Origin of the sequence: Pseudomonas sp. YQ_5, from assembly GCF_043103305.1 — a bacterium.
GTDB classification, from domain to species: Bacteria; Pseudomonadota; Gammaproteobacteria; order Pseudomonadales; family Pseudomonadaceae; genus Aquipseudomonas; species Aquipseudomonas putida_Y.
Map to the genome: position 1 here is coordinate 43312 of NZ_JBICJS010000044.1, position 26967 is coordinate 70278.

General features: G+C 60.9%; 42 protein-coding genes. 38 read left to right on the forward strand and 4 right to left on the reverse strand.

The genetic code is table 11. The features are described from left to right. Positions 1-86: 86 nt before the first annotated feature. The 3 genes from ACF8EA_RS08285 to ACF8EA_RS08295 all read right to left on the reverse strand — a co-directional run bounded on the left by ACF8EA_RS08285 (position 87) and on the right by ACF8EA_RS08295 (position 2054). Positions 87-950 carry a hypothetical protein gene (locus ACF8EA_RS08285; protein WP_020193005.1) on the reverse strand — a complete coding sequence of 288 codons (864 nt, stop codon included), beginning with the start codon at positions 948-950 and terminating at the stop codon, positions 87-89. Positions 951-1011: 61 nt separating this feature from the next. Further along, positions 1012-1230, reverse strand: a complete 219-nt coding sequence (locus ACF8EA_RS08290; protein ID WP_392521528.1) for a hypothetical protein — start codon at positions 1228-1230, stop codon at positions 1012-1014. 2 nt (positions 1231-1232) lie between these two features. Next, on the reverse strand, positions 1233-2054 hold the full coding sequence (locus tag ACF8EA_RS08295; protein ID WP_392519489.1) for a S24 family peptidase: 822 nt from the start codon (positions 2052-2054) through the stop codon (positions 1233-1235). A 90-nt stretch (positions 2055-2144) separates the two neighbouring features. On the opposite strand from ACF8EA_RS08295, the gene ACF8EA_RS08300 reads away from it, so the two are divergent. The 25 genes from ACF8EA_RS08300 (at position 2145) to ACF8EA_RS08420 (ending at position 16420) form a co-directional block, all read left to right on the forward strand. After that, positions 2145-2354 (forward strand): hypothetical protein, encoded by a 210-nt coding sequence (locus ACF8EA_RS08300; RefSeq protein ID WP_084850611.1) that lies wholly within the window; start codon positions 2145-2147, stop codon positions 2352-2354. Between the two features lie 30 nt (positions 2355-2384). Beyond that, complete coding sequence (locus ACF8EA_RS08305; protein WP_004573832.1) at positions 2385-2573, forward strand: hypothetical protein; 189 nt, start codon at positions 2385-2387, stop codon at positions 2571-2573. A gap of 18 nt (positions 2574-2591) precedes the next feature. Next, a complete protein-coding gene (locus ACF8EA_RS08310) occupies positions 2592-2771 on the forward strand; it encodes a hypothetical protein (protein WP_084850610.1) in 180 nt (59 codons plus the stop codon). Between the two features lie 86 nt (positions 2772-2857). After that, positions 2858-3676, forward strand: coding sequence for a Rha family transcriptional regulator (locus tag ACF8EA_RS08315; protein ID WP_392521530.1), 819 nt, complete (start codon positions 2858-2860; stop codon positions 3674-3676). Continuing rightward, complete coding sequence (locus ACF8EA_RS08320) at positions 3673-3924, forward strand: hypothetical protein (protein WP_392521531.1); 252 nt, start codon at positions 3673-3675, stop codon at positions 3922-3924. Before ACF8EA_RS08315 ends, ACF8EA_RS08320 begins: the two co-directional genes overlap by 4 nt. Beyond that, on the forward strand, positions 3921-4394 hold the full coding sequence (locus tag ACF8EA_RS08325) for an ead/Ea22-like family protein (protein ID WP_392521533.1): 474 nt from the start codon (positions 3921-3923) through the stop codon (positions 4392-4394). The genes ACF8EA_RS08320 and ACF8EA_RS08325 overlap by 4 nt, the downstream gene beginning before the upstream one ends. A gap of 1 nt (position 4395) precedes the next feature. Beyond that, positions 4396-5373 (forward strand): phage replication protein, encoded by a 978-nt coding sequence (locus ACF8EA_RS08330; RefSeq protein ID WP_392521534.1) that lies wholly within the window; start codon positions 4396-4398, stop codon positions 5371-5373. Further along, entirely contained in the window at positions 5363-6166 is an 804-nt protein-coding gene (locus tag ACF8EA_RS08335; protein WP_392521536.1) for a hypothetical protein, read from the forward strand. Before ACF8EA_RS08330 ends, ACF8EA_RS08335 begins: the two co-directional genes overlap by 11 nt. After that, positions 6166-6360, forward strand: a complete 195-nt coding sequence (locus tag ACF8EA_RS08340; RefSeq protein ID WP_392521538.1) for a hypothetical protein — start codon at positions 6166-6168, stop codon at positions 6358-6360. The genes ACF8EA_RS08335 and ACF8EA_RS08340 overlap by 1 nt, the downstream gene beginning before the upstream one ends. Continuing rightward, positions 6360-6647, forward strand: coding sequence for a hypothetical protein (locus tag ACF8EA_RS08345; protein ID WP_392521539.1), 288 nt, complete (start codon positions 6360-6362; stop codon positions 6645-6647). The genes ACF8EA_RS08340 and ACF8EA_RS08345 overlap by 1 nt, the downstream gene beginning before the upstream one ends. Further along, positions 6644-7117 (forward strand): hypothetical protein, encoded by a 474-nt coding sequence (locus tag ACF8EA_RS08350; RefSeq protein WP_392521541.1) that lies wholly within the window; start codon positions 6644-6646, stop codon positions 7115-7117. The genes ACF8EA_RS08345 and ACF8EA_RS08350 overlap by 4 nt, the downstream gene beginning before the upstream one ends. Continuing rightward, positions 7114-7584 carry a hypothetical protein gene (locus ACF8EA_RS08355; RefSeq protein ID WP_392521542.1) on the forward strand — a complete coding sequence of 157 codons (471 nt, stop codon included), beginning with the start codon at positions 7114-7116 and terminating at the stop codon, positions 7582-7584. Before ACF8EA_RS08350 ends, ACF8EA_RS08355 begins: the two co-directional genes overlap by 4 nt. Next, positions 7581-7895, forward strand: coding sequence for a hypothetical protein (locus ACF8EA_RS08360; protein WP_392521543.1), 315 nt, complete (start codon positions 7581-7583; stop codon positions 7893-7895). The genes ACF8EA_RS08355 and ACF8EA_RS08360 overlap by 4 nt, the downstream gene beginning before the upstream one ends. Further along, positions 7886-8488: a recombination protein NinG gene (locus tag ACF8EA_RS08365; RefSeq protein WP_392521544.1), complete on the forward strand. Its 603-nt coding sequence runs from the start codon at positions 7886-7888 to the stop codon at positions 8486-8488. The genes ACF8EA_RS08360 and ACF8EA_RS08365 overlap by 10 nt, the downstream gene beginning before the upstream one ends. Continuing rightward, positions 8485-8607, forward strand: a complete 123-nt coding sequence (locus tag ACF8EA_RS08370) for a hypothetical protein (protein WP_392521545.1) — start codon at positions 8485-8487, stop codon at positions 8605-8607. The genes ACF8EA_RS08365 and ACF8EA_RS08370 overlap by 4 nt, the downstream gene beginning before the upstream one ends. Next, complete coding sequence (locus ACF8EA_RS08375; RefSeq protein ID WP_392521547.1) at positions 8604-9293, forward strand: hypothetical protein; 690 nt, start codon at positions 8604-8606, stop codon at positions 9291-9293. The genes ACF8EA_RS08370 and ACF8EA_RS08375 overlap by 4 nt, the downstream gene beginning before the upstream one ends. 379 nt (positions 9294-9672) lie before the next feature. Then, positions 9673-9843 carry a hypothetical protein gene (locus ACF8EA_RS08380; RefSeq protein WP_157767133.1) on the forward strand — a complete coding sequence of 57 codons (171 nt, stop codon included), beginning with the start codon at positions 9673-9675 and terminating at the stop codon, positions 9841-9843. A gap of 1 nt (position 9844) precedes the next feature. Beyond that, positions 9845-10156 (forward strand): hypothetical protein, encoded by a 312-nt coding sequence (locus ACF8EA_RS08385; RefSeq protein WP_367868858.1) that lies wholly within the window; start codon positions 9845-9847, stop codon positions 10154-10156. A gap of 135 nt (positions 10157-10291) precedes the next feature. Then, positions 10292-10603: a hypothetical protein gene (locus ACF8EA_RS08390; RefSeq protein WP_016711287.1), complete on the forward strand. Its 312-nt coding sequence runs from the start codon at positions 10292-10294 to the stop codon at positions 10601-10603. Then, positions 10603-10872, forward strand: a complete 270-nt coding sequence (locus tag ACF8EA_RS08395) for a hypothetical protein (RefSeq protein WP_392521548.1) — start codon at positions 10603-10605, stop codon at positions 10870-10872. Before ACF8EA_RS08390 ends, ACF8EA_RS08395 begins: the two co-directional genes overlap by 1 nt. A gap of 661 nt (positions 10873-11533) precedes the next feature. Continuing rightward, positions 11534-12157, forward strand: a complete 624-nt coding sequence (locus ACF8EA_RS08400) for a putative metallopeptidase (protein ID WP_392521550.1) — start codon at positions 11534-11536, stop codon at positions 12155-12157. A gap of 31 nt (positions 12158-12188) precedes the next feature. Further along, entirely contained in the window at positions 12189-12650 is a 462-nt protein-coding gene (locus ACF8EA_RS08405) for a DUF2280 domain-containing protein (protein ID WP_392521551.1), read from the forward strand. Further along, on the forward strand, positions 12637-13935 hold the full coding sequence (locus ACF8EA_RS08410) for a terminase large subunit domain-containing protein (protein ID WP_392521552.1): 1299 nt from the start codon (positions 12637-12639) through the stop codon (positions 13933-13935). Before ACF8EA_RS08405 ends, ACF8EA_RS08410 begins: the two co-directional genes overlap by 14 nt. A 2-nt stretch (positions 13936-13937) precedes the next feature. Then, positions 13938-15344 carry a DUF4055 domain-containing protein gene (locus ACF8EA_RS08415; RefSeq protein ID WP_392521554.1) on the forward strand — a complete coding sequence of 469 codons (1407 nt, stop codon included), beginning with the start codon at positions 13938-13940 and terminating at the stop codon, positions 15342-15344. Beyond that, positions 15344-16420 carry a hypothetical protein gene (locus tag ACF8EA_RS08420; protein ID WP_392521555.1) on the forward strand — a complete coding sequence of 359 codons (1077 nt, stop codon included), beginning with the start codon at positions 15344-15346 and terminating at the stop codon, positions 16418-16420. Before ACF8EA_RS08415 ends, ACF8EA_RS08420 begins: the two co-directional genes overlap by 1 nt. Before the next feature lie 43 nt (positions 16421-16463). Here the strand turns inward: ACF8EA_RS08420 and ACF8EA_RS08425 are convergent, their stop codons facing one another. Further along, positions 16464-16967, reverse strand: coding sequence for a hypothetical protein (locus tag ACF8EA_RS08425; protein ID WP_392521556.1), 504 nt, complete (start codon positions 16965-16967; stop codon positions 16464-16466). A gap of 174 nt (positions 16968-17141) precedes the next feature. Here ACF8EA_RS08425 and ACF8EA_RS08430 point away from each other — a divergent pair, with 174 nt between their 5' ends. The 13 genes from ACF8EA_RS08430 to ACF8EA_RS08490 all read left to right on the forward strand — a co-directional run bounded on the left by ACF8EA_RS08430 (position 17142) and on the right by ACF8EA_RS08490 (position 26967). Further along, complete coding sequence (locus ACF8EA_RS08430; RefSeq protein ID WP_392521557.1) at positions 17142-17888, forward strand: DUF6651 domain-containing protein; 747 nt, start codon at positions 17142-17144, stop codon at positions 17886-17888. A 9-nt stretch (positions 17889-17897) separates the two neighbouring features. Next, positions 17898-18866, forward strand: a complete 969-nt coding sequence (locus ACF8EA_RS08435; RefSeq protein WP_392521558.1) for a major capsid protein — start codon at positions 17898-17900, stop codon at positions 18864-18866. A gap of 41 nt (positions 18867-18907) precedes the next feature. Beyond that, positions 18908-19204 carry a hypothetical protein gene (locus tag ACF8EA_RS08440; protein ID WP_392521560.1) on the forward strand — a complete coding sequence of 99 codons (297 nt, stop codon included), beginning with the start codon at positions 18908-18910 and terminating at the stop codon, positions 19202-19204. Then, the gene (locus ACF8EA_RS08445) at positions 19204-19572 is read left to right on the forward strand and encodes a hypothetical protein (protein ID WP_392521561.1); all 369 of its coding nucleotides are present in this window, start codon (positions 19204-19206) and stop codon (positions 19570-19572) included. The genes ACF8EA_RS08440 and ACF8EA_RS08445 overlap by 1 nt, the downstream gene beginning before the upstream one ends. 1 nt (position 19573) lies before the next feature. After that, positions 19574-19960, forward strand: a complete 387-nt coding sequence (locus ACF8EA_RS08450; protein ID WP_392521563.1) for a hypothetical protein — start codon at positions 19574-19576, stop codon at positions 19958-19960. A 20-nt stretch (positions 19961-19980) separates the two neighbouring features. Continuing rightward, positions 19981-20634, forward strand: a complete 654-nt coding sequence (locus ACF8EA_RS08455; RefSeq protein WP_392521565.1) for a hypothetical protein — start codon at positions 19981-19983, stop codon at positions 20632-20634. Next, complete coding sequence (locus tag ACF8EA_RS08460; protein ID WP_392521566.1) at positions 20631-21059, forward strand: phage tail terminator-like protein; 429 nt, start codon at positions 20631-20633, stop codon at positions 21057-21059. The genes ACF8EA_RS08455 and ACF8EA_RS08460 overlap by 4 nt, the downstream gene beginning before the upstream one ends. Positions 21060-21098: 39 nt before the next feature. Further along, a complete protein-coding gene (locus ACF8EA_RS08465) occupies positions 21099-21758 on the forward strand; it encodes a phage tail protein (RefSeq protein ID WP_392521567.1) in 660 nt (219 codons plus the stop codon). A gap of 9 nt (positions 21759-21767) precedes the next feature. Next, complete coding sequence (locus ACF8EA_RS08470) at positions 21768-22151, forward strand: phage tail assembly chaperone (RefSeq protein ID WP_392521568.1); 384 nt, start codon at positions 21768-21770, stop codon at positions 22149-22151. A gap of 62 nt (positions 22152-22213) precedes the next feature. Further along, a complete protein-coding gene (locus ACF8EA_RS08475; protein WP_392521951.1) occupies positions 22214-22465 on the forward strand; it encodes a DUF1799 domain-containing protein in 252 nt (83 codons plus the stop codon). A gap of 3 nt (positions 22466-22468) precedes the next feature. Then, the gene (locus ACF8EA_RS08480) at positions 22469-25870 is read left to right on the forward strand and encodes a phage tail tape measure protein (RefSeq protein WP_392521570.1); all 3402 of its coding nucleotides are present in this window, start codon (positions 22469-22471) and stop codon (positions 25868-25870) included. Beyond that, positions 25870-26208, forward strand: coding sequence for a phage tail protein (locus ACF8EA_RS08485; RefSeq protein WP_392521571.1), 339 nt, complete (start codon positions 25870-25872; stop codon positions 26206-26208). The genes ACF8EA_RS08480 and ACF8EA_RS08485 overlap by 1 nt, the downstream gene beginning before the upstream one ends. A gap of 9 nt (positions 26209-26217) precedes the next feature. After that, positions 26218-26967: a phage minor tail protein L gene (locus ACF8EA_RS08490; RefSeq protein ID WP_392521572.1), complete on the forward strand. Its 750-nt coding sequence runs from the start codon at positions 26218-26220 to the stop codon at positions 26965-26967.

The following is a 26967-nucleotide window of genomic DNA, read 5'->3' on the forward strand; positions in this document are numbered from 1 at the left end:
TTCACTGTGCAGGGTAGGGCGTGAAAAAAGCGTGAAGGCATGAAAAAGCCCGCCGGAGCGGGCTAGGCAGAGCTTGTGAGACATCGTCAAGCCGTGTCGGAAATATACATTTTCGAGATAAGACCATTTCTGAGAAGCGCCTTAGCCTTCACGTTCAGTTTGGAGGATTTGAACCACGCCTCCATGTAGACATTTGGCTCGATCAGCGCCGCAGGATCGGTAATGTCAGCGTTAATCCTACGAGGGGAGCCATCTTCATCGGTAGACTCCTCGGTATCGTGTCCGACCAGGTGAACTTTGCAAGTTCGCTTGATCCGGTCCATCTCACTGATTACAACAACGTATATTTTTTCCGGAAGAACTTGGCTCTCGCCGTCGCACTCAAGAGAATCCTTTAGGCTCTGATCCATAGTTTGGTGTTTCTCACCGCCCATGTAGAGGTCGATTCGGGAGCAGGTATCACCTACTGGTGACACGGCCTTTTTGACAGACGGCCGGAGGCCATCAGCCAAGCGATCAATGGTATCCATCATGCGCTCGGTGACTTGCTTGCTGAAACCTAGCTGCTGCTCAAGCAGGTCTTTGAGGTGCTTCATCTCTTCCTTGTTTCCGCTGCTCCGATGGATCACGTAAGCCACTATAGCTGTAAGCGCTGCTCCCATCACCCCTTGAAACAGTCCTGCCGATGAAGCGAAATCAAGTATCGCGCTGACATTGAAGCACTTTGCTTCCGACTCTTGAGCATAGGCCCTGACGTTCAGGGCCTGCATCTGCTTTGCGTATTGGCCAGTGGAAACGAAATGACCAACAACCGCGTAAATTCTACTGAACCCGTCTAGGGATTCAGCGAGAGCCGCCATGTCGATCAGGTGGTGCTCGGCATCACGGCCTTCGTACCTAATCTCAAACGGCAGCGTGAAGTCGTGCTCAATGAATGCGTCAACCTGCATGTGAAATCCTTGTCTTTGTTTTCCTGGCTTCTGCGTTGTTCGCGGCGCGTGACCACCTTACCTAAGCTCGCTCAATCCTTCCCGCCTTCACCTCGTCCCCATACCCCACCAACCGATCGGCTAGCTCATGCAGCACGCCGACACGCTTCATCGCCTCCAGGAACTGGGCTTCCTCACCACCTTGGGCCTTGTGGAAGATCTCCAGTGCGGCGCTCTCCAAGGCGAAGGCAGCATCCTTCAGGTCCCGGCGCAACTGCTGGTTGGGCTTGGTTAGGGGCATGGCTACGCCTTCTTTGCGTTCCAGATCAGCAGCACCTTAGCGTGCACCGTAACGTCATCGATCCGCGCGGTCTGGTTCTCGTAGTGCTTGTTGTCCGAGATCAGGCGGAAGTGGTCCTCATCGAGGCGCATCAGGCGCTTGATGTACAGCTCCTGGTGCCAGGTGATGACGTAGATCCCTTCGCCAATGAACTCGCTGATCCCGCGATCGACAATGACCAGGTCCTTGTCGTTGATCGTGCCTTCCATGCTCTGGCCCCAGCCGGTGATCATCGCCAGTGCCGAGGGGGCGGTATAGGTGACGCCTTTTTCGCGCAGGATCTCCTCGCGTACCACCAGGTTGCGTACCGCCTCGTTGTAGTCGGCCGGCACCTGACCGTGGCCCATGGCTGCCCGAACGTCGTACTGGGGGATCAGGATCTCTTCCTGGGTGGGCTTCAGGCTCGAGTAGGCGGAAGGCAGATACTCCTGCCCATGGTCCGGACTGTCAGCCTCAGCCGCGGCGGCCATCATCACCTCGCGCGCTTTTTCGGAGAGGTTCTTCCCGGCCTTGGAGGCCAGCATCTGCGCAACCAACTCTGCAGTAGTCGACGCAGCACCGGCAGATGAGAACTGATCAGTAGCCTGGCCGGTGCCGTCCGACAGCCATTCGGCTGAGCATTCAAGTGCTTTCGCCAGGGCGAGCAGGTTCTTGCCCTTGGCGCCGTTCGTTCCGTTGATCCAGAAGCTCACGGTTCCCTTGGACACGCCAGTCAGTTTGACGAGGTCGGTGGAGCTGAGATTTAGCTCCTTCATGCGCGCTACGACGCGGTCTTTGAATTCCATATTAAGGATTCTAAACACTTCATTGTTTAGATAACTTGCCTTGTTCAGTTTAGAACTCTAAACTCGGTAACAGACATCGGAGAAACACCCATGACCTACGACGAAGCCCTGAAATATTTCGGCACCGGCCGCGCAATCGGAGACGCCCTGGGCGTTACCGGCAGCCGCGTTTCTCAGTGCCGTACGACAGGCGGGTTCTCCTACCCAATGCAATGCGTTTTGGAGAAAGAGTCAAGCGGGGCGCTGATCGCGAAACGCGAGGACGACCCGGCCAACTCGCTCAAGAAATCCGCCGCTTAACCATTTCCAACTGCAAGGAGCTATCCCCGCATGTACGCCAACCCCAAGCACCTGCATGACCGTGAGATCAAGGTCCGGGTCGATGAGGACACATTCAACCTGATCCAGGCATTGGCCGCGTATCACCGCACTCAGCGTGCCGTGCTGTGCCGCGAACTGCTGGAGGCGCAGTTGGCTGCGCTGGCTTCGGAGAATACCGGCGATCAAACCGCAGCCTGAAGGCCGCGAGGAGGCCCTATGCCGACCGAACAATTCGGTCTGGACCAGGGATCGATGGAGTTGCTTGAGCGAGAGGCGCGAAAGCGGGGGATCACCCCGGAAGCGCTAGCAGCCGAGCTGATTGATCGAGAGCTGGCCAGCCGAACGAAACCTCGAAACGCGAGGGGAACGGTACTTCCGTTCCAGCGCAAGGCCTGAACAGGCCCTGATAAGCCCGAATCACGGGCACAAAAAAGCCGGGATAGCGGCCCGGCTCTCTGCAACGCATAAAAGTGAGACCAATTATGCATCCACAGACCCCAAGTGTACAGGCCCTCATCCGGCCCGCGCCACAAAATGCGAACCACGATTTCGTGGCGCGCACGATGTCGTCGCGTGAAATCGCAGAATTGGTGGAGGCTCGCCACAACGATGTGGTCGCCACCATCGAGCGGCTCTTCGCCAAAAACCTTTTACGATCAAGTCGTAAAAGCCGCCGCGAGGCTACTGGCGGGCGCCCAGTCGATGTCTACGACCTGATTGAGCGGGATACCCACCTGGTGGTAGCCGGTTACAGCGATGAGCACCGCGCTCGGGTTATCGACCGCTGGCAAGAGCTGGAGTCCCAGGTCGCCGTCGCGCTGCCAGACTTCACCAACCCGGCTGCCGCCGCGCGCGCATGGGCTGACCAGGTCGAGCAGAAGGAGGCCGCCGAGAAGGCGCGGCTGCTGCTGACCGTCGAGGTTCAGGCCCAGGCCAAGAAGATCGATCACCTGGAGAACCTGTTCAAGGAGGGCATGAGCCCGGTCCAGTTCTGCAAGGGCCTCAATGGGGTCAACGTCATGCAGGTGGGCCACTTCCTTGAAGGCCGCAACTGGCTCTACAACGAGAGCAAGTCCGGTACCCGCTACCGCGTCGCCGCCTACGCCCGCGACAAGTACATGACCGAGCACCAGCAGGAGATCACCCCGCACGGGAAAGAGGCGTTCATCAGCTACACGCCGATCCTGCTGCGCAAGGGCGCCGTACGCCTGTACGAGCTGTACCTGGCCGGCGAGCTGCCCATGAAGAAGAACTGGGACGGCCTGCACACCCACGACAAGGCAGTGCGGGGTGCGGCATGAGCGACTTCGTGAAGGTCACCGAGATGCCAGCGAGTGAATTCCCTGAATATCTCGAAGGCATGAACAGGATGATGCGCGATTGGACCGATAAGGCAGCTCGCGGTGAGTGCCCATGGGTATGCGCCGATTGCTGTTACACGTTCAACGAAGGCATGCCAGATCAGTGCTACCACGGCGTGGAAGCCTGCACCGGAATCATCAGGCGCGACAAGCTGCGCGCCATGCGTGCGGGGAATGAGCCGTCATGACTATCGACAAGGATCAACTCAAGGCGATGGCTCGGGCTGCAAGCCAAGGCCATTGGGACCAGGACGGCTTCGAAGTTCATAACGACGATGTCGAAGATTATCGCGTTGCCCAATGCCGCTCTATGCCCGATGCCGCGTTCATCGCCGCCGCCAGCCCAGCTTCGATCCTGGAACTGCTCGCAGAGAACGAGGCGCTGCGCATGCAAGTCAAGGAACTCGACCTAACGTTCGGGCGCTACCTGCTAGGTATGCGCGCCTCTGTGGTCGAGTGGAAGAAAGGGAAGGGTGCCGACGCCGCGATGCAGTGGATCTGGAATGGCCTGGCCGGCCCAGGCGAGCTGCCTCCGGAAGAAGAAACGCAGGCCCAAGCCTACTTCGACCGTGAGGTGGCGAAGATCGAGGAAGGCCTTGAAGAGGTGTATGCCTACCGCGACAAGCGCCGCGCCGAAAAAGCCCAGGGGGGTATTTGATATGCAGTTCACCCTCACCATCAACCAGGTAAAAGCTCTGGAATGGGGGCTCAACTCCCAGCAGGCGCTGCTGTTCTCGTTCGTCTACGGCTGCCCAAGCTGGGCAAAGCCTATGCAGACGCCTGACGGCATCTACTTCGCTCTGAGCAAGGCCAAGATCACCGACGAGTTGCCACTGCTGACCGGCAAGCCCGACACCGCCTACCGTATGCTGAAAGCCCTGGAAGAGGTCGGCCTGATCGAGCTTTCCAGCACCTCCAGCATCACCCTGTTCCGCCTGACGGAGAAGGCCACCGAGTGGAATCAGAAACTGGATGGGTCGGAAAAATATCCGACCCCACCAACTGGCACCAAAGGTCGGAAAAAAATCCGATCTACCTCGGAAAAAAATCCGAGCATGGTCGGAAAAAAATCCGAGCCAAGGTCGGAAAAAAATCCGACAAATCAGGATACCAATAATCAGGATACCAATCAGGGTACGAGTCAGTGTTCGCAGGAAGGTTCGGACGAGCCGAACCAGCCTGCCGGAAAAGTGGTTGCACTGATCCCCGTTGGGGGCGAAGAGCCGCGCTGCGAAATCCCGGCAGACATGCCAGGGCCAAAGGACCAATCCTGCAAAACCTTCAAGGCCTGGGCCAACTACGCGATGGCCTACCGCAAGCGCTACCACACCTGGCCGGTCTGGAATGCCAAGGCCGGTGGGCAGATGGGCCAGCTGATTGATCGCCTCGGGATAGAGGTTGCCCACCACGTGGCCGCGTTCTACCTGCGGATCAACGACGCCAAGCTGATCAACGGCTGCCACAACCTGGGCGACCTGCTGGCCAAGGCCGAGGCCTACCACACCCAGTGGGTCACAAATCGCCAGATGACGGGCACCACTGCCCGCCAGATCGAGCAAACCCAAGCCAACGTCAGCGCCGCTGAGCAGGCCCTGGAAGCGCTCCGAGCCAAGAGGGCTGCAACCCATGCTGAATGACACCCAGCAAGATCAATTGCTGCTCTCCCTGTTCGCCACCGCCGAGGTGATGGGTCAGCAGCTCACCCAGGGCGCTGCGCTGCTGATGGTCGAGGATCTGCGCGAGTACAGCGAGGGCGTGCTGGCTGATGCGCTTCGCACTTGCCGCCGTGAAGGTGGTCGCCTGACCGTAGCCGCAGTCCTCCGACACGCTCAGGCCGCTGATGGGCACCCCGGCAAGGACGAGGCCTGGGCCATCGCCCTGTCTGCCAGCGACGAAAGCGAGACAGTGGTGATGACCGCCGAGATTCGCCAGGCAATGACTGCATCCTGCCCCGTGCTTGAGGTTGGCGACAAGGTGGGCGCCCGTATGGCCTTCATGAGCGCCTACGAGCGCCTAGTCATCGCTGCCAGGGCAGAGGCTTCCCCGGCCAAGTGGGAAGTCTCCTTGGGTTACGACCCTGCACGGCGTGTTGCCGCAATCGAATCCGCCGTGCGTTCGAAGCTGATCACTCAAGAGACTGGAGCAAAGCATCTGGCTCACCTGTGCATTGCTCCTACCTCCGAGGATGGCCGCGCCATCGCAGGACTGATCACTGGCGAGGTGCGAGCCGAGGCCAGCCCTAAGGTGCGCGAAAAGCTGGCCGAGGTGCGCTGCATCCTGACCGCCTCGAAAGCCAAGAAAGACCGCGAGCGCGCCAAGGAATCCCAGCGCCGCCGGGTCGACACCTACCTACGCAAGCGGCAGACACGCGTCGCCATTGCTCAATTGAACATCAAGCGCGCCGGGCAGCCGGCCGGGGAGGGGGTGTGATGCGCAAGTTCAATCCGCGCGGCATCAAGCCGTGGATGATCCGCTGCCCGTGGCTGGCCCGAATCTACCTGCTGGTGCTGCTGCCAGTGATGCCGGTTTTGTTTGCCGGGGCCGTGCTCTGGCAGAACCGTCGCGACTTTTCTGAGATTGCCCGCGCCTGCGAAGCGATTTTCCTGCCTTGGGAGAAGCACTGATGGACACCAACAAGATGCGCGACAACACCATAAGCGTCGAAGCACTCAAGAAAGGTTTGATCATCACCGAGTCTGGAAATGGCAAACAGTGCATCCGGATCAGTTTTGAAAGCCTCGCCGAACTCCACGCTGCGCATGACCAGCTGCTTCAGATCCTTCGCGAGCAGGATTCTCCGGTCACCGAAGTGGAGATGCCAGTCACTTACCGCCTTGAGGGCCGCGACTACTGCGATGCCGAGTCTGTGCGTGAGCTGATCGAGGCCCAAGGCCTGAAGGTGGCGCCATGAGCTACTTGATCTCGCACCAAACCCAGCCGACGCACAACACCTGTTTCTCGACCTGCTTGGCGATGATCAAAGCCGAGCCAGTTGGCGTGGTGGTTGCCCAACTGCACGAACGCTACTTCGCCGGGGATATGAGCACCCGCGAGGCGCTGGAACAGCAGGCCATACCATTCAAGTCGTTCGATACCGCTGACCTGCCCAAGCTTGATCGCGACGGCGCCTACTTGGTTGGCGTGCCTTCACTGAATTTGGAGGGTGGCATGCACCAGGTCATCGTCGAGTGCTTCGAAGGGATGATGGTCGTGCACGACCCTGCCATGGGGCGCCAGGGCTGCAAGTACTACGTGGCCGCCGTCCGTGATGGCGCGTTTGCCGAGGTCAAGCTCAACGGCTTCGTCATCGACGCATTCGTTGATCGCGCGTACCTGATGGAGCGTTACGCCTTCAAACTTGGCAAGGGAGAGGCGGCATGACAGAGAAAATCAGCGTCAACAGCCAGGCCAAGCTGTCCGAAGCCATCACCATGCTCACCCGCCTGTTCCGCGACAAGAAGTTCGTCGTGGTCACCATGCGCCCGGGCAAGGACCGCACCCTGGATCAGAACGCCCTGTGGTTCGCCATGTACGAACGCATCGCCAAGAGCACCGAGATGGGCGACATCGAGGACGTGCGCCGCTACTGCAAGCTGCACCTTGGCGTGCCGATCATGCGCGCCGGCTGCGCCGAGTTCCGCAACGGCTGGGCTGAGTCATTCATCCACCTGGATTACGACGTGAAGCTGCGCCTCATGGGGCCGTGTGCCATGTTCGGGCCGGATGGGTTCCCGGTCACCCGGTTGTTCGACCGTGCACAGGGCTGCCAGTACACCGACCGGATCGTCGAGGAGTTCACGCCGCGGGGCGTGCACTTCGCTGACCTGCTGGGGGAGGAAGCGGCATGAGGCATCAATTCAAGGCTGGTGACCTTGCGCTGATCGTCGGCACCCTCACGGCATACGAGACGCTGGGCAGAACGGTGGAGCTGATTGAATACCTTGGGAATGGCCGGGTGATTTTCCTTGAGGCTGGCGGCTGGGTAGACAACGTCGAGGAGAACCGTATCTGGCTCGTTCGGCTGACCGATGGCCAGTACACCGACAAGCGCGGCGTGACGACCTCCGAAGGGCCATGCAGAGAGCAGTTCCTTATGCGTCTGCGCGGCGACTTTGAACCCGAGCAGCAGAAAGCCAAGGAGGCCGAGCCATGCGCGTAGCCGAGATCAAACCGAAGAAGTGCAAGGCGCCAGGTTGCGGCAAGCCCTTCAAGCCGACCATGACCACGCAGAAGGTATGCAGCATCGCCTGTGCCAAGGCCATGGCCAAAGATCCGAAGCTGCAGAAGGTTGCGGCCAGGGCAATCACCAAGCAGGCCCGGGAGGACCTCAAGGAGCGCCGGGAGAAGCTGAAGACCCGCCGCGAGCACATGGCCGAGGCACAGACCGCGTTCAATGCCTACATCCGCGAGCGCGATGCCGGTCTGCCGTGCATCAGCTGCGATTCGAACCCAAGCGACCACGACCTCATCACCGGCAGCCGCTGGGACGCCGGGCATTACCGGTCGGTGGGTGCATGCCCTGAGTTGCGGTTTGAACCGCTCAACGTCCACCGCCAGTGCGTGAAGTGCAACCGGAACCTGTCTGGTAACGCGATCGAGTACCGCATCCGGTTGGTGAAGCGCATCGGCGCCGACCAGGTTGAATGGCTCGAAGGGCCTCATAAGCCCCAGCGCCTGACCATCGAAGACCTGCAGGCCATCAAGGCCCTGTACAGGCAGAAGCTCAAAGACCTGAGGAGGGCTGCAGCATGATCTGGACATGGAGCGAGCTGATCCACGTGTTTGCCCTGGCCATCATCCTGCTCTCGAACTGGTGCGTATGGCGGGCTATGAAAATCCAAGATCGAATGAAAAAGGAGCAGGGCCGATGAAATACCAAAGCGTGTTGGCAGCGGTAGTGCGCGCCCTGGCGGCAGATACCGTGAGCGGCGTGGGTGGTGGGGACTTCGAGCCAAAGGTCCAGGCTTCGAGGCTGAAGGGCGAGATCACCGGGAAGGATGCAGCGATGCTGGTGGACTGCTGGGTGCACGCCCGCCTGCACAGCAAGTTGATCCCTCGGCACTGGAATGCCCTGACAGCTAGGTTCTCGACCCACAAGGCCAAGAAGGTGGAGGCGATCGGCAAGCTGGTGCCGCTGATTGCCACGCAGGCGCCGAACCTGTTCCGGTACAAGGCGGTCACCGCCTGGGCGATCCCTCCCGTGAAAGGAGTGCAAGCGCATTCGGGGCATGAGGTGGCCAGCCGCGCTGCCCGTGAGCGTGCAGAATTCGACTCGCTGCATGCAGGCGTGGTCAAGCACCTGGAGGGAGGCGAGATGCCAGAGGATGCCGGCCAGGCGCGCCGTGAGCAGTACGTGAAGCGCTCAACCGACATGATCGTGCTGCCGGCCGAGTTCTACGACATCAACACCTGGGATGGCCAGGGCCTGAATCGGACCACGTACTGGCGCTGGAAGAAGGGGATTGAGAAGGTGCTGGACGATATGGTCGCCGAGGCTTTGGCTGCCTCCAGCAAGATCTTGGAGGAGGAAGGCGTTTTGATGGCAGATGCCGCTTGACAACTCTGCAACGGTGCAACAAAATTCTTGCATCCTGTCATTCCTGCGCGTGTTGAGGAGTGATTACGAAAGCCCAGCCATAGCGCTGGGTTTTTTTCGCGCCCGAGAAAATGATCCGTCCGTCGAAATTTGTTGTGATTTTGAAGCGCGCGCCACGAAATCATGAAAATTGAAATTGTGGCGCGATCATCGACGATTAGAGATAAATTTGGGGGCATAGTGACACTATGTCATCGAATCTCCGCCAAAATTAATAGGAATTCCCACGAAATCGTGTGGATCTCCCTCTAGATTTGGCTGTCGAAACGTTGCATAACGTAAACGTGTGACGCAGAATGCGCCCGCTTTCGAATAGTCGGCCAAGGCCAAGGAGATGAATATGACTCTGGATTTCAGAACGTTACGCTTGGTGTTTTCCGGCGCGATCGTTGGCGTAGCTATCGCCGGTCTACTCGGCTTCGATACTTCGTCATTCGGGGCGGCAGGTGTTGCTTCTCTTATCGGTGCAGGCGGCACCGTCGCTGCTTTGAAGTTCGTGGCCATCATCTGATATGCCACTCGACTTAGGGCTGGATGCCTGGACTGTTGTTGTTGGCTTCGTTGCGGTGGTGCTTCGGTACCTGATGCAAGGCTTCAGCATCAAGAAAGATGAGTGCGTAGTCGCATTCCTCAATGGCGCAACAATTGTTCCATTCGCGGTTCTGGTCTCTTCGGCCTTCAGCCCTGATTTTCTTGAGCTGGCAATGACTACTAAAGGTTCCATGGCTCTAGCCGGAGGAGTCGGCATATTTTCCGTAGCTGGTGATGTGCTTGCTCCTAAAGATCTGCGACGCCGAGTTCGCGCGCCGGTTGGTGATGCCTAAAAGAGTTGCCCCTTTTCAATATTGATTTGCATTTCTAAGCCCTGGCGTTGCCGGGGCTTTTTCGTTTGTGCTGCTCCGCCCTTGCCCTGGCTCTTTAAAGGGCCTCAATCGGGCCTTTTATTCTAGGAACCACTCATGGCCGAACCAGCAAGCACGACTGCCGGCGTCCTGCTGGTGAAGTACGGCGTGATCATTGGCGGCTTCGCAGGAGCGATCCTCTCGCTGACCTTCCTGCGAGGCCTCACCCGGGGCCAGGCGGTCGCCGCCTTCTTCACCGGCTTCGCTTCAGCAGTCTTCTGCACCCCGCTCGCCATCAGCTACTTCAGCCTTGGCACAAGCGGAGAAACCCAATACGGCGTGGCCTTTCTGATAGGCCTTCTGGCAATGAACATCATCCCGGTGCTGAAGTCGCTCGTGGGTCAGTTCGGAGCCAAGGGAGCTACCTGATGAGCTCGACCCTGATTTCAGTTCTGATCGGCGCGAATGCTTTCCTGAGCGTGTTGGTGGTGATCGCCGCGTGCGACTACCTGCGCCGGATCAGGCCAATGGATCACCCGCTGCTGGCGGTCGCGTTCTACCTGGTGGCCATCGGCGCCTTCGGCTCGTTCGTCCTGGCCATGGGCGGCCATGTGCCCACCCTGTACGGCGTGATCATGAAGCTCGGCATCGTCCTGTATGCCGTCGCCCGGCGCGGCCATGTGTTCCAGCCGGGGTAGGGCGCCACAAATTCGAGAGGCGCCGTTTTGTGGCGCAAGCATGCGTGAGGCAGCGCAAAGTAACTGGCAGTGCTATTGTTGTGCCATCTATTTGTGTCGGGATTGGCAGGAAGTAGTTAATGGTTACTGGAATTGTGATGCGAAACTGCACGGATGTGAGAATTAATAACGTTTCGATGGAGGGGTTGGACACTGCATTTGAAATTTACGACTCCGAAGACATCCGATTGAATGACGTTCAGCTTCACTCAACCCGAACAGCTGTAACTGGTGAGCGTGTGCGAAGGCTTGCCGCCAAAAATGTTCAGCACAGTGATGCCGGTTGGGCTCCAAGAGTTTCGCCACTCGCAATGGCCGTCTGGAGAGTCATTCATGGCAATGTTTAATCTCAAGGACTCGGAAGACATCAAAATTGATGGGTGTAAGACCAACTCATCGACATTAGTCGAGGGGGAAGCCTTGAAGCGAATTGAGGTCAAGGACTCCTTTGCTGTCACTCCTCCTGCCAAGTCGGTAGAGTCACCCAAACGAACCTTTCTGAGTCTCCTGACTGAGCATTTGGTGCCGGTCATACTCGGGATACCGGTTGCATTGTTGGTGGCATACCTAATTTGGCGGTTTGGCTGGACAAGTTAATCAACTGGCAGATTTGAGGGTGGAGATGAAGCGACCATTCCCGCCAGCTGCGCTGCTTGAGCTTTCAGAGTTCGCTGAACTGAATATCCGCCTGGAGCCAGCCACTGAAATATGGGAGTGGATAGAGGCTCAAGTGCTGGTCGAAACCGGGGACATCCATAATCCCGACCATGCTCACCTGATCGATGCTGACATTGGAGTCCTCTGGGCAAGTTCACACTTCGAGAAGCAGGGGCGAACTGTTCTTGGCCAAGCCGAGCAGGTCGCTTTCCGCGCTGGCGGATGGCAGAAGGCCCGGATGGAGCAGCAGATGGTGGAGTGGTTCGGCCGTGTGCCAGCCTACCTCATCACCTTGGCTGCCGATTACTGCTCCCAATGCTCAGATCTCGAGTTCAGCGCTCTGGTCGAGCATGAGCTCTATCACATTGCACAGGCGACCGATAAGTATGGCGCCCCGGCCTTCACAGAGGAAGGCATGCCGAAGCTCAAGATGCGCGGACATGACGTAGAAGAGTTCGTCGGCGTGGTGAGGCGCTACGGTGCCAGCGAAGAAGTCCAGCAACTGATCGACGCTGCAAGTCGGCCGCCAGAGGTGGCCAAGATCAACATTTCGAGGGCCTGCGGAACCTGCCTACTCAAGTCGGCCTGAATCCTGACAGGTCCTGACGGATGACATTCACATGGCAGCACTACGAAGCGAGGTCAAAGCCTTCATTGTTCAGGCTCTGGCCTGCTTCGATACACCGACCCAGGTGGTGGAGGCCGTCAAGAAAGAATTCGGGGTAGATGTCAGTCGCCAAGTGTGCGAAGGGCATGACCCAACCAAGTACGCCGGGCGCGGCCTGGCAAAGCGCTGGGTGGAAATGTTCCATGCATGCCGAGAGCGGTTCACTACCGAGACGGCCGATATTCCTATCGCGCACCGTGCCTATCGCCTACGTGCGCTTGCCAGGATGGCGGAAAAGGCCGAGTCGATGAAGAACATGGCCCTGACTGCCCAGCTTCTGGAACAGGCGGCCAAAGAGGTCGGCGATGTCTACGTGAACCGCCAGACCAAGAACGAGAATCCCCACGACAACGTGCCGCCCACCCGGGTGCAGGTCGATGTGGTGGATGCGAGGAAGCCTGATGCCGTCACTTAACGTGCCCCAGGCCAGCTTCCTGCGCATGGAGAACAAGTTTCGCGGGTTCGTGGCCGGTTTCGGCTCCGGCAAGACCTGGGTAGGCTGTGCAGCGCTATGCAAGCACGTCTGGGAGTGGCCTCGGATCGACTCCGGCTACTTCGCCCCGACTTACCCGCAGATCCGTGACATCTTCTTTCCGACCATCGAGGAGGTCGCCTTCGACTGGGGCCTGAAGGTCAAGACGAAGGAGAGCGACAAGGAGGTCGAGTTCTACAGTGGCGGCCAGTATCGCAGCACGACCATCTGCCGCTCGATGGAGAAGCCGCAGACCATCGTGGGCTTCAAGATCGGCCACGCCCTGGTCGACGAACTCGATGTTCTGCCCGCGCTGAAGGCTGAGCACGCCTGGCGCAAGATCATTGCCCGGATGCGCTACAACGTCCCTGGGCTGAAGAACGGCGTGGATGTGACGACGACCCCGGAGGGGTTCAAGTTCGTCTATCAGCAGTTCGTGAGGCAGTTGCGCGAGAAGCCGGCCCTGCAGGGCATGTACGGCTTGGTGCAGGCCAGCACGTTCGACAACGAGCTGAACCTGCCCCCGGACTACATACCATCACTGATGGAATCCTACCCGGCCCAACTGATCCTGGCGTACCTGAACGGCCAGTTCGTCAACCTGAACGCCGGGTCGATCTACCACGCCTACGACCGGAAGCTGAATTCCTGCTTCGACACTGTAGAGCCTGGAGAGCCCCTATTCATCGGGATGGACTTCAACGTCGGCAAAATGGCGGCTATCACGCACGTCAAGCGCGCAGACGGCAGGCCTCGGGCCGTGGATGAGCTGATCGATGGGTTCGACACTCCGGACATGATCCGGCGCATCAAGGAGCGCTACTGGCGGCACAACGGCAGGGACTACGAGAAGACCTGCGAGATCAGGATCTATCCGGATGCGTCGGGCGGGTCGCGCAAGTCGGTCAATGCCAGCGAGACGGATATCGCCATCCTGCGCCAGGCCGGCTTCAGCGTGATCGCGCCCGACGCCAACCCGCCTGTAAAGGACCGGATCAACGCCATGAACGCGATGTTCTGCAACGCCAATGGCGAGCGCCGCTACTTGATCAACCCGCTGCGCTGCCCGACCTATGCGGATGGCCTGGAGCAGCAGGTGTGGGCGCCAAACGGTGAGCCCGACAAGAAGTCCGGCGTGGACCACGCGAACGACGCGGGTGGCTACTTCATCCACCACGACTACCCAATTGAGCGACCGGTCTTCACGACCCAATCCCTGAGAATGTGACCATGAGCGATAACCCGAGCATCACGCTGCCCGCTGTCGACGCGATGCGCGCCTACTGGGCCGTGATCTCGCCGCTCATGGGCGGGACGATGGCGATGCGCGCGGCGGGCAAGGCCCTGCTGCCGCAGTATCCAGCCGAAGACGACGAGGCCTACAAGGAACGCCTGCGTCTCTCGACCCTGCTGCCTGCTTACTCCGAAACAGTCGGCAACATGACGTCCCGTGTGTTCGCCGAGCCGCTGCAGGTGGGTGACGATGTGCCAGGGGCCATTGTCGAGATGACCGCGGACATTGACCACGCTGGCAACGACCTTAACTCGTGGGCGGTGGGGTTCTTCACGGAGGGCCTGAGTCACGGCCTATGCCACGCCTTCGTCGATCACCCGCCCGCGGCCGAATTGAAGACCCAGGCCGACGAGCAGGCAGCCGGTGTGCGCCCATACGTTGTGATGGTGAGGCCCGAGCAAGTGCTGGGCTGGCGTTCGAAGGCCGGCGTCCTGACCATGATTCGCTACATCGAGGTGGTCGAGGAGGAGGACGGAGAGTTCGGCTCCGAGTGCGTCGAGCAGATTCGCGTGCTGGAGCCGGGATCCTGGCGGACCTATCGCAGGTCAGCCAAGGCCGTACGGGGCAAGCAGGCTGCATCTGGCGGAACCTGGAAGCTGTACGACGAGGGCACCAATAGCCTGACCGCTATCCCTTGGGTGACCTTCTACACCGGCCGCACCGGTTTCATGACGGCCAAGCCACCACTGATCGAACTGGCGCACCTAAACGTGAAGCACTGGCAGAGCCAGAGCGACCAGGACAACATCCTGCACGTTATCCGCGTCCCGATCCTGGTGCGCATCGGCATCCAGACCCAGTACGACAATCAGGGGAGGGTGGTCCCACCAGAGTTCAAGGTGGGCACTGGCCAGCTGACCGATCTGCCCAAGGACGGCGACCTCAAGTACGTCGAGCACACCGGCCAGGCCGTCGATGCGGGTCGCACCGCGCTGCAGGATCTGATCAACGAGATGCGCATGGCCGGGGCCAAGCTGCTGACGCCGGACAGAACGGCTACCAAGACCGCCACCCAGGCGGAGGAGGAGGCAGCGCAGGAGTTGTCGCCACTGGCACGCATGGCGCACCACTTCGCCGACTGCCTGGCCCAGCTGCTCCAGTTCATGGCCGATTATCGCGGCCTGGGCGACGGCGGTACGGTCGAGATGCGCGGCAACTTCGATGTCGACTACATGCCTGAGGTGTCGCTGCCGACGCTGGTGTCTATGGCCAATGCCGGGATGATCAGCAAGGAAACGCTGTTCACCGAGATGCAGCGCCGGGGCGTAATCAGTGATGAATACGACTGGGACGAGGAACTGGCGAAGATTGAGGCCCAGGGCCCGGCTCTCGGTACGCTGTGATGAAGACGGCCAACGAAAGGCTTCTGGACGAACTGATCGGCCATGAGGTTGATCTATCCAGACTGAGCAACAGCCAGGTTGTGACAATCATCAAGATCCTCAACAGCAAAGACGCCGACCTGCGCGCCGCGCTGATCGGGGCCATCGACAACCTTGGCACCGACCTATCGGCCGCAGCTGTCGATGTCGCGCTGTCGGCGGTGCTACGGATCAACCAGCAGACCTTCGTCGAAATCCGCCTGGCCATGGACCAGGTGACCGACGGGCTGATCAGCTACGAGTTGACGTTCCAGCAGAGCGCGCTGCGGGCCGTCCTCCCGGCGCTGGTGCAGGAGGCATACCCGGTAGTCTCCCCGGCGTTCAGTGTAGTGAAGGCGATCGCACAGGCGCGACCGTTCCAGGGTCGCCTGCTGAGGGAGTGGATGGTCGGTATCGAGTCCGGCCGTGCTGCTGCAGTGCGCGACGCTGTACGCTCGGGCTTGGTCGATGGGCGTACCACTGCCGAGATCGTGCGCACGGTCATGGGCAGCCGGGCTCAGCAATACGCCGACGGTGCCCTCCAGAAGTCCAGGCGTGACGTAGAGGCGGTAGTGCGGTCTGCGGTATCCCACACGGCTGAAACAGCCAGCGACGCAGCGTACGAGGCAAACAGCGACATCATCAGCCACGTTGAGTGGCTGAGTACGCTGGACAACCACACATCAAGCGACTGCCGGATGCGTGACCGACTGCCGTACACGCTGGGCAACTACAAGCCCATCGGCCATACGATCCCGTGGCTGGCCGGGCCTGGGCGTATCCACTTCTGCTGCCGTTCCTCCAAGGTTCCGGTGCTCAAGAGCGCCAAGGCCCTGGGCTTCAGCGACGGAGCTACGCGGGCGAGCATGGATGGCCAAGTGCCGGAGTCGACCACCTATGCCGAATGGCTCAGGAAGCAGTCAGCAGCACGTCAGGACGAGATACTCGGACCTGAGCGCGCCCGGCTGATGCGCCAGGGCGGGTTGAAGCTCGGCGCGTTTTACAATGACAAGGGGAAGCTTTTGACTCTCGATGAGTTAAAGCATCGGCTTAACTAATCCCGCGCCACGAAATAGAGAGCTTCCAATCTGTGGCGCGAGTTTATTTGAAACAGTCTTTTCTCCGGCTTTCAAATTTATCCATCAGGGAAAAATACTGCTTTGGCCAATCCTTCATTGCTGTAGGGGCCATCGATAGCGATTCGAGCTTCTCTTCGGTCGTCTCTGCCATAAGCCCTATTTGGACGGTAGCTGCAAGCTTGAGCGTCGGAACGACTAGCTCTGCGGGCGCATATGCAACGAGGCGCATTGAACTTTCGACCACGGCCTGACCGAGAACGTGGAAAAGGGCTTGCTTGTCTTTAGTACTGTCGGGCGCCTGGATTTTACTGCCAAATGCCGCGATTGAGCCCAGCACAGCTTCGGATTTTTCTCTGATGACTGCTTCCTGCTTGTCGACTCGCCGCATGCACGTTTCAATGGCGGCCTGGTGGGTGGAGAGGTAGCTGGCGTAATACGTCAGCGCCGCCGCGCACACGCTGGCAACGACTCCAAGAAATCCAATTGCAATCGTCCATCGCGCGGTTGTGGATGCGCCTAATTCCATTTGAAGCTCCAAGGTTCTCAGGTAAGCGAGCCTCGGATCCTACCTCTAGCTTCTGACTTTGCAACCAACAGCCCTGGCCAATGCCGGGGCTTTTTTATGCCTGCGGTTCGGATGGACGGGGCGCAACTGGAGCCGGATGGCTCATCAACTGGCCGGATGGCCCAGAGAGACGACATGAAACTCAAGACCGTTGAAGTGGATGGCAAGCAGTACGCCGTGATCGAAGATGGCAAGCCGGTCTACGTCGAGGACGATGGCAAGGAAGTCGCCTTCGATGCTGTGGGCACCCGTAACACCATCACCCGGCTGAATGCCGAAGCCAAGTCGCACCGCGAGCGCGCCGACGGCTTTGAGAAGACCGCCAAGGCGTTCGAAGGCATCGAAGATGCCGCGGCCGCCAAGAAGGCGCTGGAGATCGTCGCCAACCTCGACGCCAAGAAACTGGTGGATGCCGGCGAGATCGAGAAGGTGAAGGGTGAAATCAGCAAGGCCTTCCAGACCCAGCTGGACGAAGCCAACACCAAGGCGCAGGGCTTCGAGCAGCAGCTGTACGCCGAGAAGATCGGTGGCAGCTTCGCCCGATCCCAGTTCATCGCCGAGAAGATGGCGGTACCGGCTGACATGGTCCAGGCCACCTTCGGCAACAGCTTCAAGATCGAGGAAGGCAAGGTCGTCGCCTACGACGCCCAAGGCCAGAAAATCTTCAGCCGCAGCCGCCCTGGTGAGCTGGCCGACTTCAACGAAGCGCTCGAAACCCTCGTCTCGCAGTACCCCCATCGCGACCACATCCTGAAGAGCTCCGGTGCCAATGGCGGCGGCGCTCCGAACGGCGGTGGCAGCACCAAAACCACAAAGGGCAACTTCGGCGGCACCAAGGCAGAGCGCCTGGAAGCCATGAAGGGCCTGATCGCAAGCGAATAAGGAGGCCCAATGGCCCTTTCGAACATGAAGGTGTTTAACGAATACCTTCGCCACGCCACCATCGAAACCCTGACCCAGGACGTCGACAAGTTCAACGCGGCCTCGGCCGGTGCGATCCGTCTGACCACTCAGGGCATCGACGGTGACTTCCTGCAGGAATCGTTCTGGGCGGGCCTGCACGGCGCTCAGCGTCGCGTCGATCGCTACGCCGCCAACGGCAACCAGTCCGCGACCCCGCTGTCGCAGAAGCAGTACGACTCGGTGAAGATCGCCGGCGGTTTTGGGCCGATCCTGTGGGAGCCTGCACAGCTGTCCTGGGTTCAGAAGAACCCCGAGGAAGCGCTGGAAGTTATCAGCCGCAACCTGTCCGAGGCGATCGTCTCGGATCAGCTGAACACCGCCATCGCCGCTCTGGTCGCCGCCATCGGCAATCAACCAGGCGCGATCAACGACGTATCCGCTACCGCCGGTGTCGATTACATCGCCATCAACGGCGCGCACGCACTCTTCGGCGACGCATCTGCCCGCCTCATCGCCCAGGTCATGACCGGTGCCCAGTACCACGCCCTGATCGGCAAGAACCTGGCGAACAACGAGCAACTGTTCCAGGCCGGCGGTGTTCTGGTCGTAGATGTGCTGGGTAAATCGGTCATTGTCACCGACGCCCCAGCGCTGTTCGAAGCCGGCACCCCGAACAAGCAGAAGGTGCTGAGCCTTGCCGACGGCGCCGCAATGGTGATGGACGGTTCCGACCTGATCACCAACATCCAGACCTCCAACGGCAAGGAGCGCATCGAGACCACCATGCAGGCCGACTACACCTTCGGCCTGGGCCTCAAGGGCTACACCTGGGACACCGCCAACGGCGGCAAGTCGCCGACCAACTCCGAGCTGTCCACCGGTACCAACTGGGACCTGGTGGCGAACAGCATCAAGGGCTCGGCCGGCGTCCTGACCATAGGCGACGCCACCAAGTAACCGGTTCGCGCCCTCCGGGGCGCATTTCTCAGGAGATCGCCATGAGCGAGACCATCATTTACGAGCAACACCCCGTCTCGGCGGAGCGCAAGGCCTACCTGCGCCGCAAAGGCTACAAGATCGTCGACGCCAAGTTCGCGCCGGATGGTTATGAGCATCCCGAGCCGGTCAAAGAGGGTAAAACCTCAAAGGGCGGCAAGTCCGCAGCTGAAACGAAAGCCGCTGAAGAGGCTGAACTGAAGGCAAAGCTTCAGGCTGCATTGACTGAGAAGGGCGTGCAGTTCGCGCCTGATGCCAGCCTGGAAGACCTGCAGAAGCTGCTGGACGGGGCCGCGTAATGACGACCTACATCAGCATCGAGCAGGTCGACGCGCTGCTGGGCCAGACCTGGGCGCCGGATGAAAAGAAGGCGCGAGCGGTGCTGATGGCCAACACCTGGCTCACCAATCAGGGCCTGCCTGAGTTCGACACGGTTCCCGCCGGCGTCGCGCAGGCCGGCGCAGAGGTGGCGGTGGAGGCTGCAGCAGGCAACCTGTACCAGGCGAAGGAAACTGGCGTGCTGAGCAAGTCCGTGGATGCTGACGGTGTGTCGAGCAGCAAGACCTACTCGGCCACTTCAAAGGCCATCAGTGCGGGCGAATCCTTCGCTCTGGCCCTGCTGGCTCGGTATCTGGGCACTGGTCAGGTCAAGATCGTCAGGGGGTGACATGGGGCTTCGAAGCGAGTTGCAGGCCGACCTGGGCCGGGCCTTCGATATGGATCTGGCCGATGCGGTGGCGGCGGTCGATGGTAGCCGGACGGTGCCGGGGGCGTATGACCCCGAAAAGGGCGGGAATACGCCAGCGACAACGTTGCACTACACCGGTCGGGGAGTCTTCGGCCAGTACAAGGCCAGGGAGATCGACGGCACACGCATTCTGGCGTCCGACGTCCGCCTCAAGGCGCTGCAGAACGAGCTGCTGATGAATGAAGGCGGCGTGGTCACGGATAGCCTTGCCACCCCAGCGATCGGTGATCGCATCAGCGGCTACCGAGTCATGAACGTCGGACAGGACGCGGCCAAGGCCACCTGGACCATCCAACTGAGGAAGTGAACATGCCCCGCGGCTCATACATGACCAGCCGCTACGGCGGGCTGGATGGAGGCTTTGCCGCGCAGCTGGAACAGTTCGCAGAGGCAGCCAAGGAGGCGATGGACCTGACCTTCCGTGAGGTCGTCATCATGGTTGGCCGCAGGCTGGTGACCATGTCGCCGGTCGGCAACCCGGATCTCTGGAAGGTAAACGTCGAGGCCCAAGGCAGCGCTGCGGAGCAGATCGCGGCTTACAACGCCAAGGCGGCGGCCATCAATGCCGGTATCACATCCGATCAATCCAACTACACCAAGAGCGGAAACCTGAAGGGCGGCCTGCGGCTGCGTAAGCCGCTGACCAAGCGCGAGCAGCGCGAGAACTTCGGGTTCGGCGTTCGGCGGGTTGGCCAGGGCTATGTGGGCGGGCGCTTCCGCAGCAACTGGCAGCTCACCACTGACGCCCCAGCAGCTGGCGAGATCGAGGATATCGAGAGCGCCGGAGAGACGCTGGACAGGCTTCTTCTGGCTGCCGGTGATCTCTCCGCCGGCGAGGTCGCCTTTATCGTCAACAACCTGCCGTATGCCATCCCCTTGGAGTACGGCCACAGTTCACAGGCGCCTGGCGGCATGGTGCGCGTCACCGTCGCAGACTTCCAGCGCATCGTCGAAGAAGCCATCAGGACGCATCGAGTATGAGCCAAGCACGTGCCAGACAGGCCATCGAGATCAAGCTGATGGCCTGGGCCACGGCGCGCCCGATACGGGTCGCGAACTTCGAGCAAGGATTCGAGGCCGGTCCCGACGAAACCTACCTGCAGGCGTTCCAGCTACCTGCGGGCACCACCTGCCGCTACCTGGGCAGCGATGCCTACGAGTACACCGGAGTTTACCAGGTGAGCATCGTTTGCCCGGCTGGCCAGCCACTAGCTACTGCCGAGGCCTTGGTCGGCGAGCTTTCGAGCCTCTTCCGGGTTGATTCGGAACTCAGCCGCGACGGCTTCGAGGGCCTGGTGACCGAACCGGTTGACCAGGGCCCAACAATCCCCGAGTCGGCGACCTACACGGTCCCGGCCAGCTTCACCTACCGCGGTGTCGCGGACCAACCGCCCGCTGGGGCATAACCAACCGCCGCCCGGCGGGCAATAACGAGGAAACACTTCATGGCCGCAAAATTCCCGCTGCCGAACGGTTCTGTGCTGGAAATCGCCAGCGTTTTTGGCGCCGCCGTCGCCTTTACCGCCCTGACCAACGCCGCGCCACCGGTGGCCACCTCTGCCGGTCACGACATCGAGAATGGCGATGTCCTGCTGGTCAGCTCCGGTTGGGCGCTCATCGCCGACCGCGCCGTCAGTGCCGCAAGCGTGGCCGCCGACACGTTCGCCTTGAAAGGCCTCAACACCACCAACGTGGACAAGTACACCCCTGGTGCTGGCGTAGGCTCGGTTCTGCCTGTGACCGCCTGGGCGCAGATTTCCAAGGTGACCGCGTTCACCTCGGCTGGCGGTGAGCAGCAGTACCTCACCGTGGGTTACCTGGAGGATGACGACGACCGCCAGTTCCCGACCAACCGCAACCCGATCACGCTGTCGATCACCGTTGAGGATCAGCCGACCGCAGCCTACGTGGCTCTGGTCGAAAACTACGGTGACAGCAAGGAGCTCGCGGTGGTGCGCCTCAAGCTGCCAGGGGGCGACCAGATCCTCTACCCAGGCTACGTGAGCATCACCACTACCCCGACCATGGACCGGAACAGCCTCATGACGCGAACCATCAGCATCGCGCTGTCGGGTCGTCCTGTTCGCATCCTGGCCGGCGCGTAAGGAGTTCTCATGGCGAAGATCAAGATCGCGCAGAACCCAACGTTCACCGCCGTGGTGCAGGTTCCGCGCATTGGCGCCGAGCCGGCGTCGGTGGTATTCCAGTTCCGCTACATGGACCGCGTGGCCCTGTCCGCAATGTTCGACCGCTGGAACAAGGCGCGTGATGCCTGGGCGGAGAAGGCACAGAAGGACGGGGCGACGTGGGAGGAGGTCACCACCGGTGAAATCGCTCTGCAGGCCGAGCAACTGGGCGAGATCGTCACTGGCTGGGATCTCGAGGACGAGTTCAGCGCCGAGGCCATCGCCGACCTGGTGCGCACCTGCACCGGCGCTCCGAAGGCGGTCATCGACGCCTTCCAGTCCGCCTACAGCCCGGCCCGCCTGGGAAACTGAGGGCGGCGGCACGGGCCTGCTACGAGCGCGGCCCGTCCGCCGAGCAACTGGCGGCGCTGGGGCTGACCCTCGATGACATCGAGGAGGAGGTGGTAGAGGTCTGGCCAGATGCATGGCCAGCCTTCCGCCTGTTCGATGCGATGGGCACGCAGTGGCGGGTTGGGCAGGGCGGGGCTTCGGGCCTGGACTACACCGCCATCCCCGCAACTGCCTCAATGCTCGGCATCAAGCGCCGAGACCTCACTGATATTTTCCCCGATCTCCGAGTCATGGAGGTTGAGGCCTTGGCCGTCATGGCCGAATCGATGGAGTAGATCATGACCACCATTGCCTCCCTCGGTCTTCAGATCGACTCCGGTGATGCCGTCGAGGCTAAGGACAACCTCGACCAGCTGACGGACGCCGGCAAACGCAGCGAGGAGTCGGCTGGACGAACTGGGCGTGCCTGGGAGACTGCCTTGGGCAGCCTGCAGGGCGACACCCGGCAGATAGTGCAGGAGCTGCAGGCGCTCAACGCCAAGCAGACTGAACTGGCGCAGCAGATGGCCACCGTGGGCCGCGCTGTCACCAGCGCCTCTACGGCCTTCAGCACCGCCGCAGCGAACATGGGCGCGTTTCGGACTGAGGCCGCGCAGGCGGGCAAGGTTCAGGAGGCGCTCACCAGCGCCACGGATGCCGGCGCCCAAGCTGGTCGGCGCGCTGCCGAATCAGCAGACGAGCAGCAGGCCAGGATTTTGGCCGTGGCCAAGGCCTCGCTGGAGGCCAGCCAATACGTTCAGTCGCTGAACCGGGCGACCGAGCAGAGCGCCGAGGTCACCGCCCAGGCGAACGCCGTGCTGTCGGACAGTGCCAGCCGTCAGGCGTCCATCAACAGCCGGGCCCAGGCCCTCATCGCCACGGAAGAGCGCCAAGCGGAGGCGGCGAAGAAGGCCGCCGGCGCGCATCGGGAAGAAGGCCAGGCGCTGGAAGAGCTGCTGGGCAAGATTGACCCGGCCGTCGCAGCCATGAGCCGCCTGGATCAGATGGAGCAGAAGCTGAAGGGCTTCCGCACCAGTGGCGCGCTTGATGCGGAGACATTCGGCGAGTATCAGACGAAGATCGACCAGGCGCGCACAGCGTTGGGCGGTGCCGATGCTGCGCTGAACAAGACCGGGATGTCGGCAAAGGCCACCGCTGCTGCACTGCGGGGCGTTCCGGCACAGTTCACCGACATCGTGGTATCCCTGCAGGGCGGACAGGCGCCGCTCACTGTACTGCTGCAGCAGGGCGGGCAGCTCAAGGATATGTTTGGCGGTGTGGGTCCGGCCATTCAGGCGCTCGGCGGCTATGTCATGGGCCTGGTGAACCCGTTCACCGTCGCGGCTGCAGCAGTGGGCGTGCTCGGGTACGCCTACTACTCGGGCAGCGAGGAGGCGGTCGGCTTCCAGAAGGAGCTGATCAAGACCGGTAATGCCGCCGGCACAACGGCGGATCAGATGTCCGGAATGGCTCGGCAGGTCGCGGCGACCGTCGGCACCACTGGTGCCGCGGCTGAGGTTCTCACCCAGCTGGCCGGTAGCGGGAAGATCGCCTCCGATAGCTTCGTCGAAATCACCGAGGCCGCACTGGAGTGGCGCTCGGCGACCGGTACAGCGGTCGAGGAGACCGTGGCCGAGTTCGTGAAGATCGGGAAGGATCCAGTGGCTGCCGCCAAGGACCTCAACGAGCAGTACAACTTCCTGACTGCTGCGACCTACTCGCAGATCGTTGCCTTGAAGGAGCAGGGCGACACTATTGGGGCTGCAAAGCTGCTCACCGACACCTACGTCGATACCATCAAAAACCGCAGCAAGGAAGTCACCGAGAACCTGTCCATCTGGGAGCGCGGATGGAAGACTCTGCGTGGTGAGGTTGCTGCCACGGTCGATTCGGTCAAGAACATTGGCCGGGATCAGGATATCGCAAGTCGTATCGTCGATCTTCAGCGCCAGGTAGCGGCAGCACAAAGCGCCGTCAATGCCGACAAAGATGACAGCGATGCTCAGAAAAAGCTGACCAACGCCAACCTTGAGCTGAAGGGTCTCATTCAGCAGCGGGACACCCTCGACGCAATCGCCAAGGCGCGCGCCCTGGATGCCCAACAGCAACAGGCGGCAATCATCGCTACAGGCAAGATCGATGCGCTGGAAAAGTCGGCCAGGACTAACGCCGAGAAGCGAGCTGATGCGCAGAAGGAATACGCAAAATCACTGGATGCGATCCGCAAGGTTAGCCCCAATGACGAGCGCCTCAAGCCGGAGAGTATCGCCCGCGTCAAAGCGGACATCGACAAGCAGTACAAGGACGCTACTGGCCGCACTACGCCAGTCGACCTCTCCGGGTTCAACGACCAGAAGAACGCGCTGAGCGCCATTCTGGCCGAATACAAGAACCACCAGAAGGAGCTGGACGCGGCGCAGAAGGCCGGGCTGATCTCCCAAGAGCCGTATGCATCCCAGCGCGCAGCGATCATCGAACAGCAGAAGGCTGAGGTCACGAACGCCTACGAGCTTGAGATCAAGGCCCTGGAGGATGCCAAGGCCCGCAGCAGCACCAGCGCCGCGCAGCGCATCCAGCTGGACCAAAAGATCGCCGATGCCCGAGCTGCTATGGTAAAGGCCCAGAAGGATGCCGACACCGAACTGGCGGTGCTCGCGACCAACGAGCAGGGCCGTCTGGCCAAGCAGGCCAGGGCCGTGCAGACCTACACCGACGCACTCGACCAGCAGGTCCAGGCGCTGAGGCTACAGGGGAAGCGCTCCGCTGAAGGCCTTGGCCTCGGCGATCGACAGCGCGGCTTGCAGGATCAGCAGAGCGGCATCACCGACCGGATGAACCAGCAGCGGCTTGACCTTGCCAACCAGTATGGCGACGGTTCCCGCGGCATGAGCCTCGATGAGTACAACCAGAAGCTTGCGGCCCTGAGCAAGACCGAAAAGGACCTGCAGGAAACCACCATCGCCAACTACGACCAGATGACCGCCGCGCAGGGGGATTGGCGCAAGGGGGCGTCGTCGGCCTTCCAGAACTACCTGGAGCAAGCGCGGGATGTTGCGGGGCAGACGAAAACTCTGTTCAGCAACGCCTTCAGCTCTATGGAAGATGCTGTCGTGAACTTCGCCATGACCGGCAAGTTCTCGTTCGCTGACTTCACCAAGTCGATACTGGCGGACATGGTGAGAATCGAAACACAGCGCGCAGCGTCTGGCTTGCTCAGCAGTTTGGCCGGCTGGGGGGCTACGGCAGCCTCTGCGTGGTTCGGCAGCGGAACGACTTCCGCAGGATCGACCCAGGCCGGATACAGCCCGGACATCATGGATAACTTCGTCTCCGGCCAGCGCGCAGGTGGCGGCCCGGTAGCAGCAAACTCGCTCTACCAGGTCAACGAGCTTGGGCCAGAACTGCTGAGCCAGGGGGGTAAGACCTATCTGATGATGGGGGAGCAGGGCGGCACCATCACCCCGCTCGGCACTGGGCCCGCTCCAGCCCTCACTACCACGAACGCTTCAGGCACGATGATCAGCGTGTCGGCACCGGTCAACGTGGCCGTGGCTGATCGAAGTGAAGAAGGCATGGAGCTCGACCAGACGCTGCTTCAGCAAAACATGCAGAAGCAGATGCAGCTCGCTGCCGAGAAGGCTGTCGCAGATTCTTGGCGACCCGGCGGAGTGAGCTACCGGAACACTAAAGGAGGGCGCTGATGGCCATCGAGACGTTCAACTGGCCGACGCATCGCGGCGAAGCACCAGACATCACCTACCGGGTCCGCGAGTCCAGGTTTGGCGGCGGGTACCGTCAGGTGGTGGGCGACGGCCCCAATAACAAGGAGGACAGCTACCCAATCACCGTAACCGGCACGAAGGTCCAGGTCCGCAAGATCATGGAGTTCTTCGATCGGCACGGCGGCGCCAAGGCTTTCCTTTGGTCTACGCCGCTCGGTGATCTGGGCCTGTTCACCTGCGCAGACCCTAAGCCCACCCCTGTGGGTGGAGGTCGGTTCAAAATATCAGCCACCTTTGAGCGGGCTTTCCACCCGTAAGGAACGTCCATGTCACTGATCAAGGACATCCAGACCCTGGAGCCTGGCAGCGAAGTACTGCTGTTCGAGCTGGATGGCTCGGACTTTGGTGCCGACACGCTGCGTTTCCACGGGCATGCGATTCCACACACGCCTCAGGAGCTTGCAGCGGTTGGCGCGAACGCCGACCAGCTGCCGGCCAAGTCGATCTGGTGGCAGGGCAACGAGTACGGCGCCTGGCCCATGCAGATCGAGGGCATCGAAGCGAACTCGGACGGTACCGCCGTGCGCCCAACGCTGACGGTTGGGAACGTCAACGGTAGAATCACGGCGCTGTGCGTGGCCTTCGACAACCTGCTCGAGTTCAAATTGACCATGCGCCATACGATGGCGCGTTATCTGGATGCGGTGAATTTTCAGGCAGGCAACCCGGAGGCCGACCCAACCGAGGAAGCCATCGAGGTCTGGTACATCGATCAGAAGGTGTCGGAAAACGGCAAGACGGTGGCCTGGGAGCTGGCCAGCCCTGGCGACGTTGGCGGGGAGACGATCGGCCGGCAGATGACCCAGCTTTGCCACTGGGCGATGACCGCCGGCTACCGCGGCCCCAACTGCGGATACACCGGCCCTTACTTCGACCTTGACGGCAACCCCACGGATGATCCGGCCAAGGACCAATGCAACGGCTGCCTGGACTCAGGCTGCACCGTTAGGTTTGGTCAGGGCAACCAACTGCCATTTGGCGGCTTCCCGGCTGTTTCCCTCATCGCACGGAGCTGA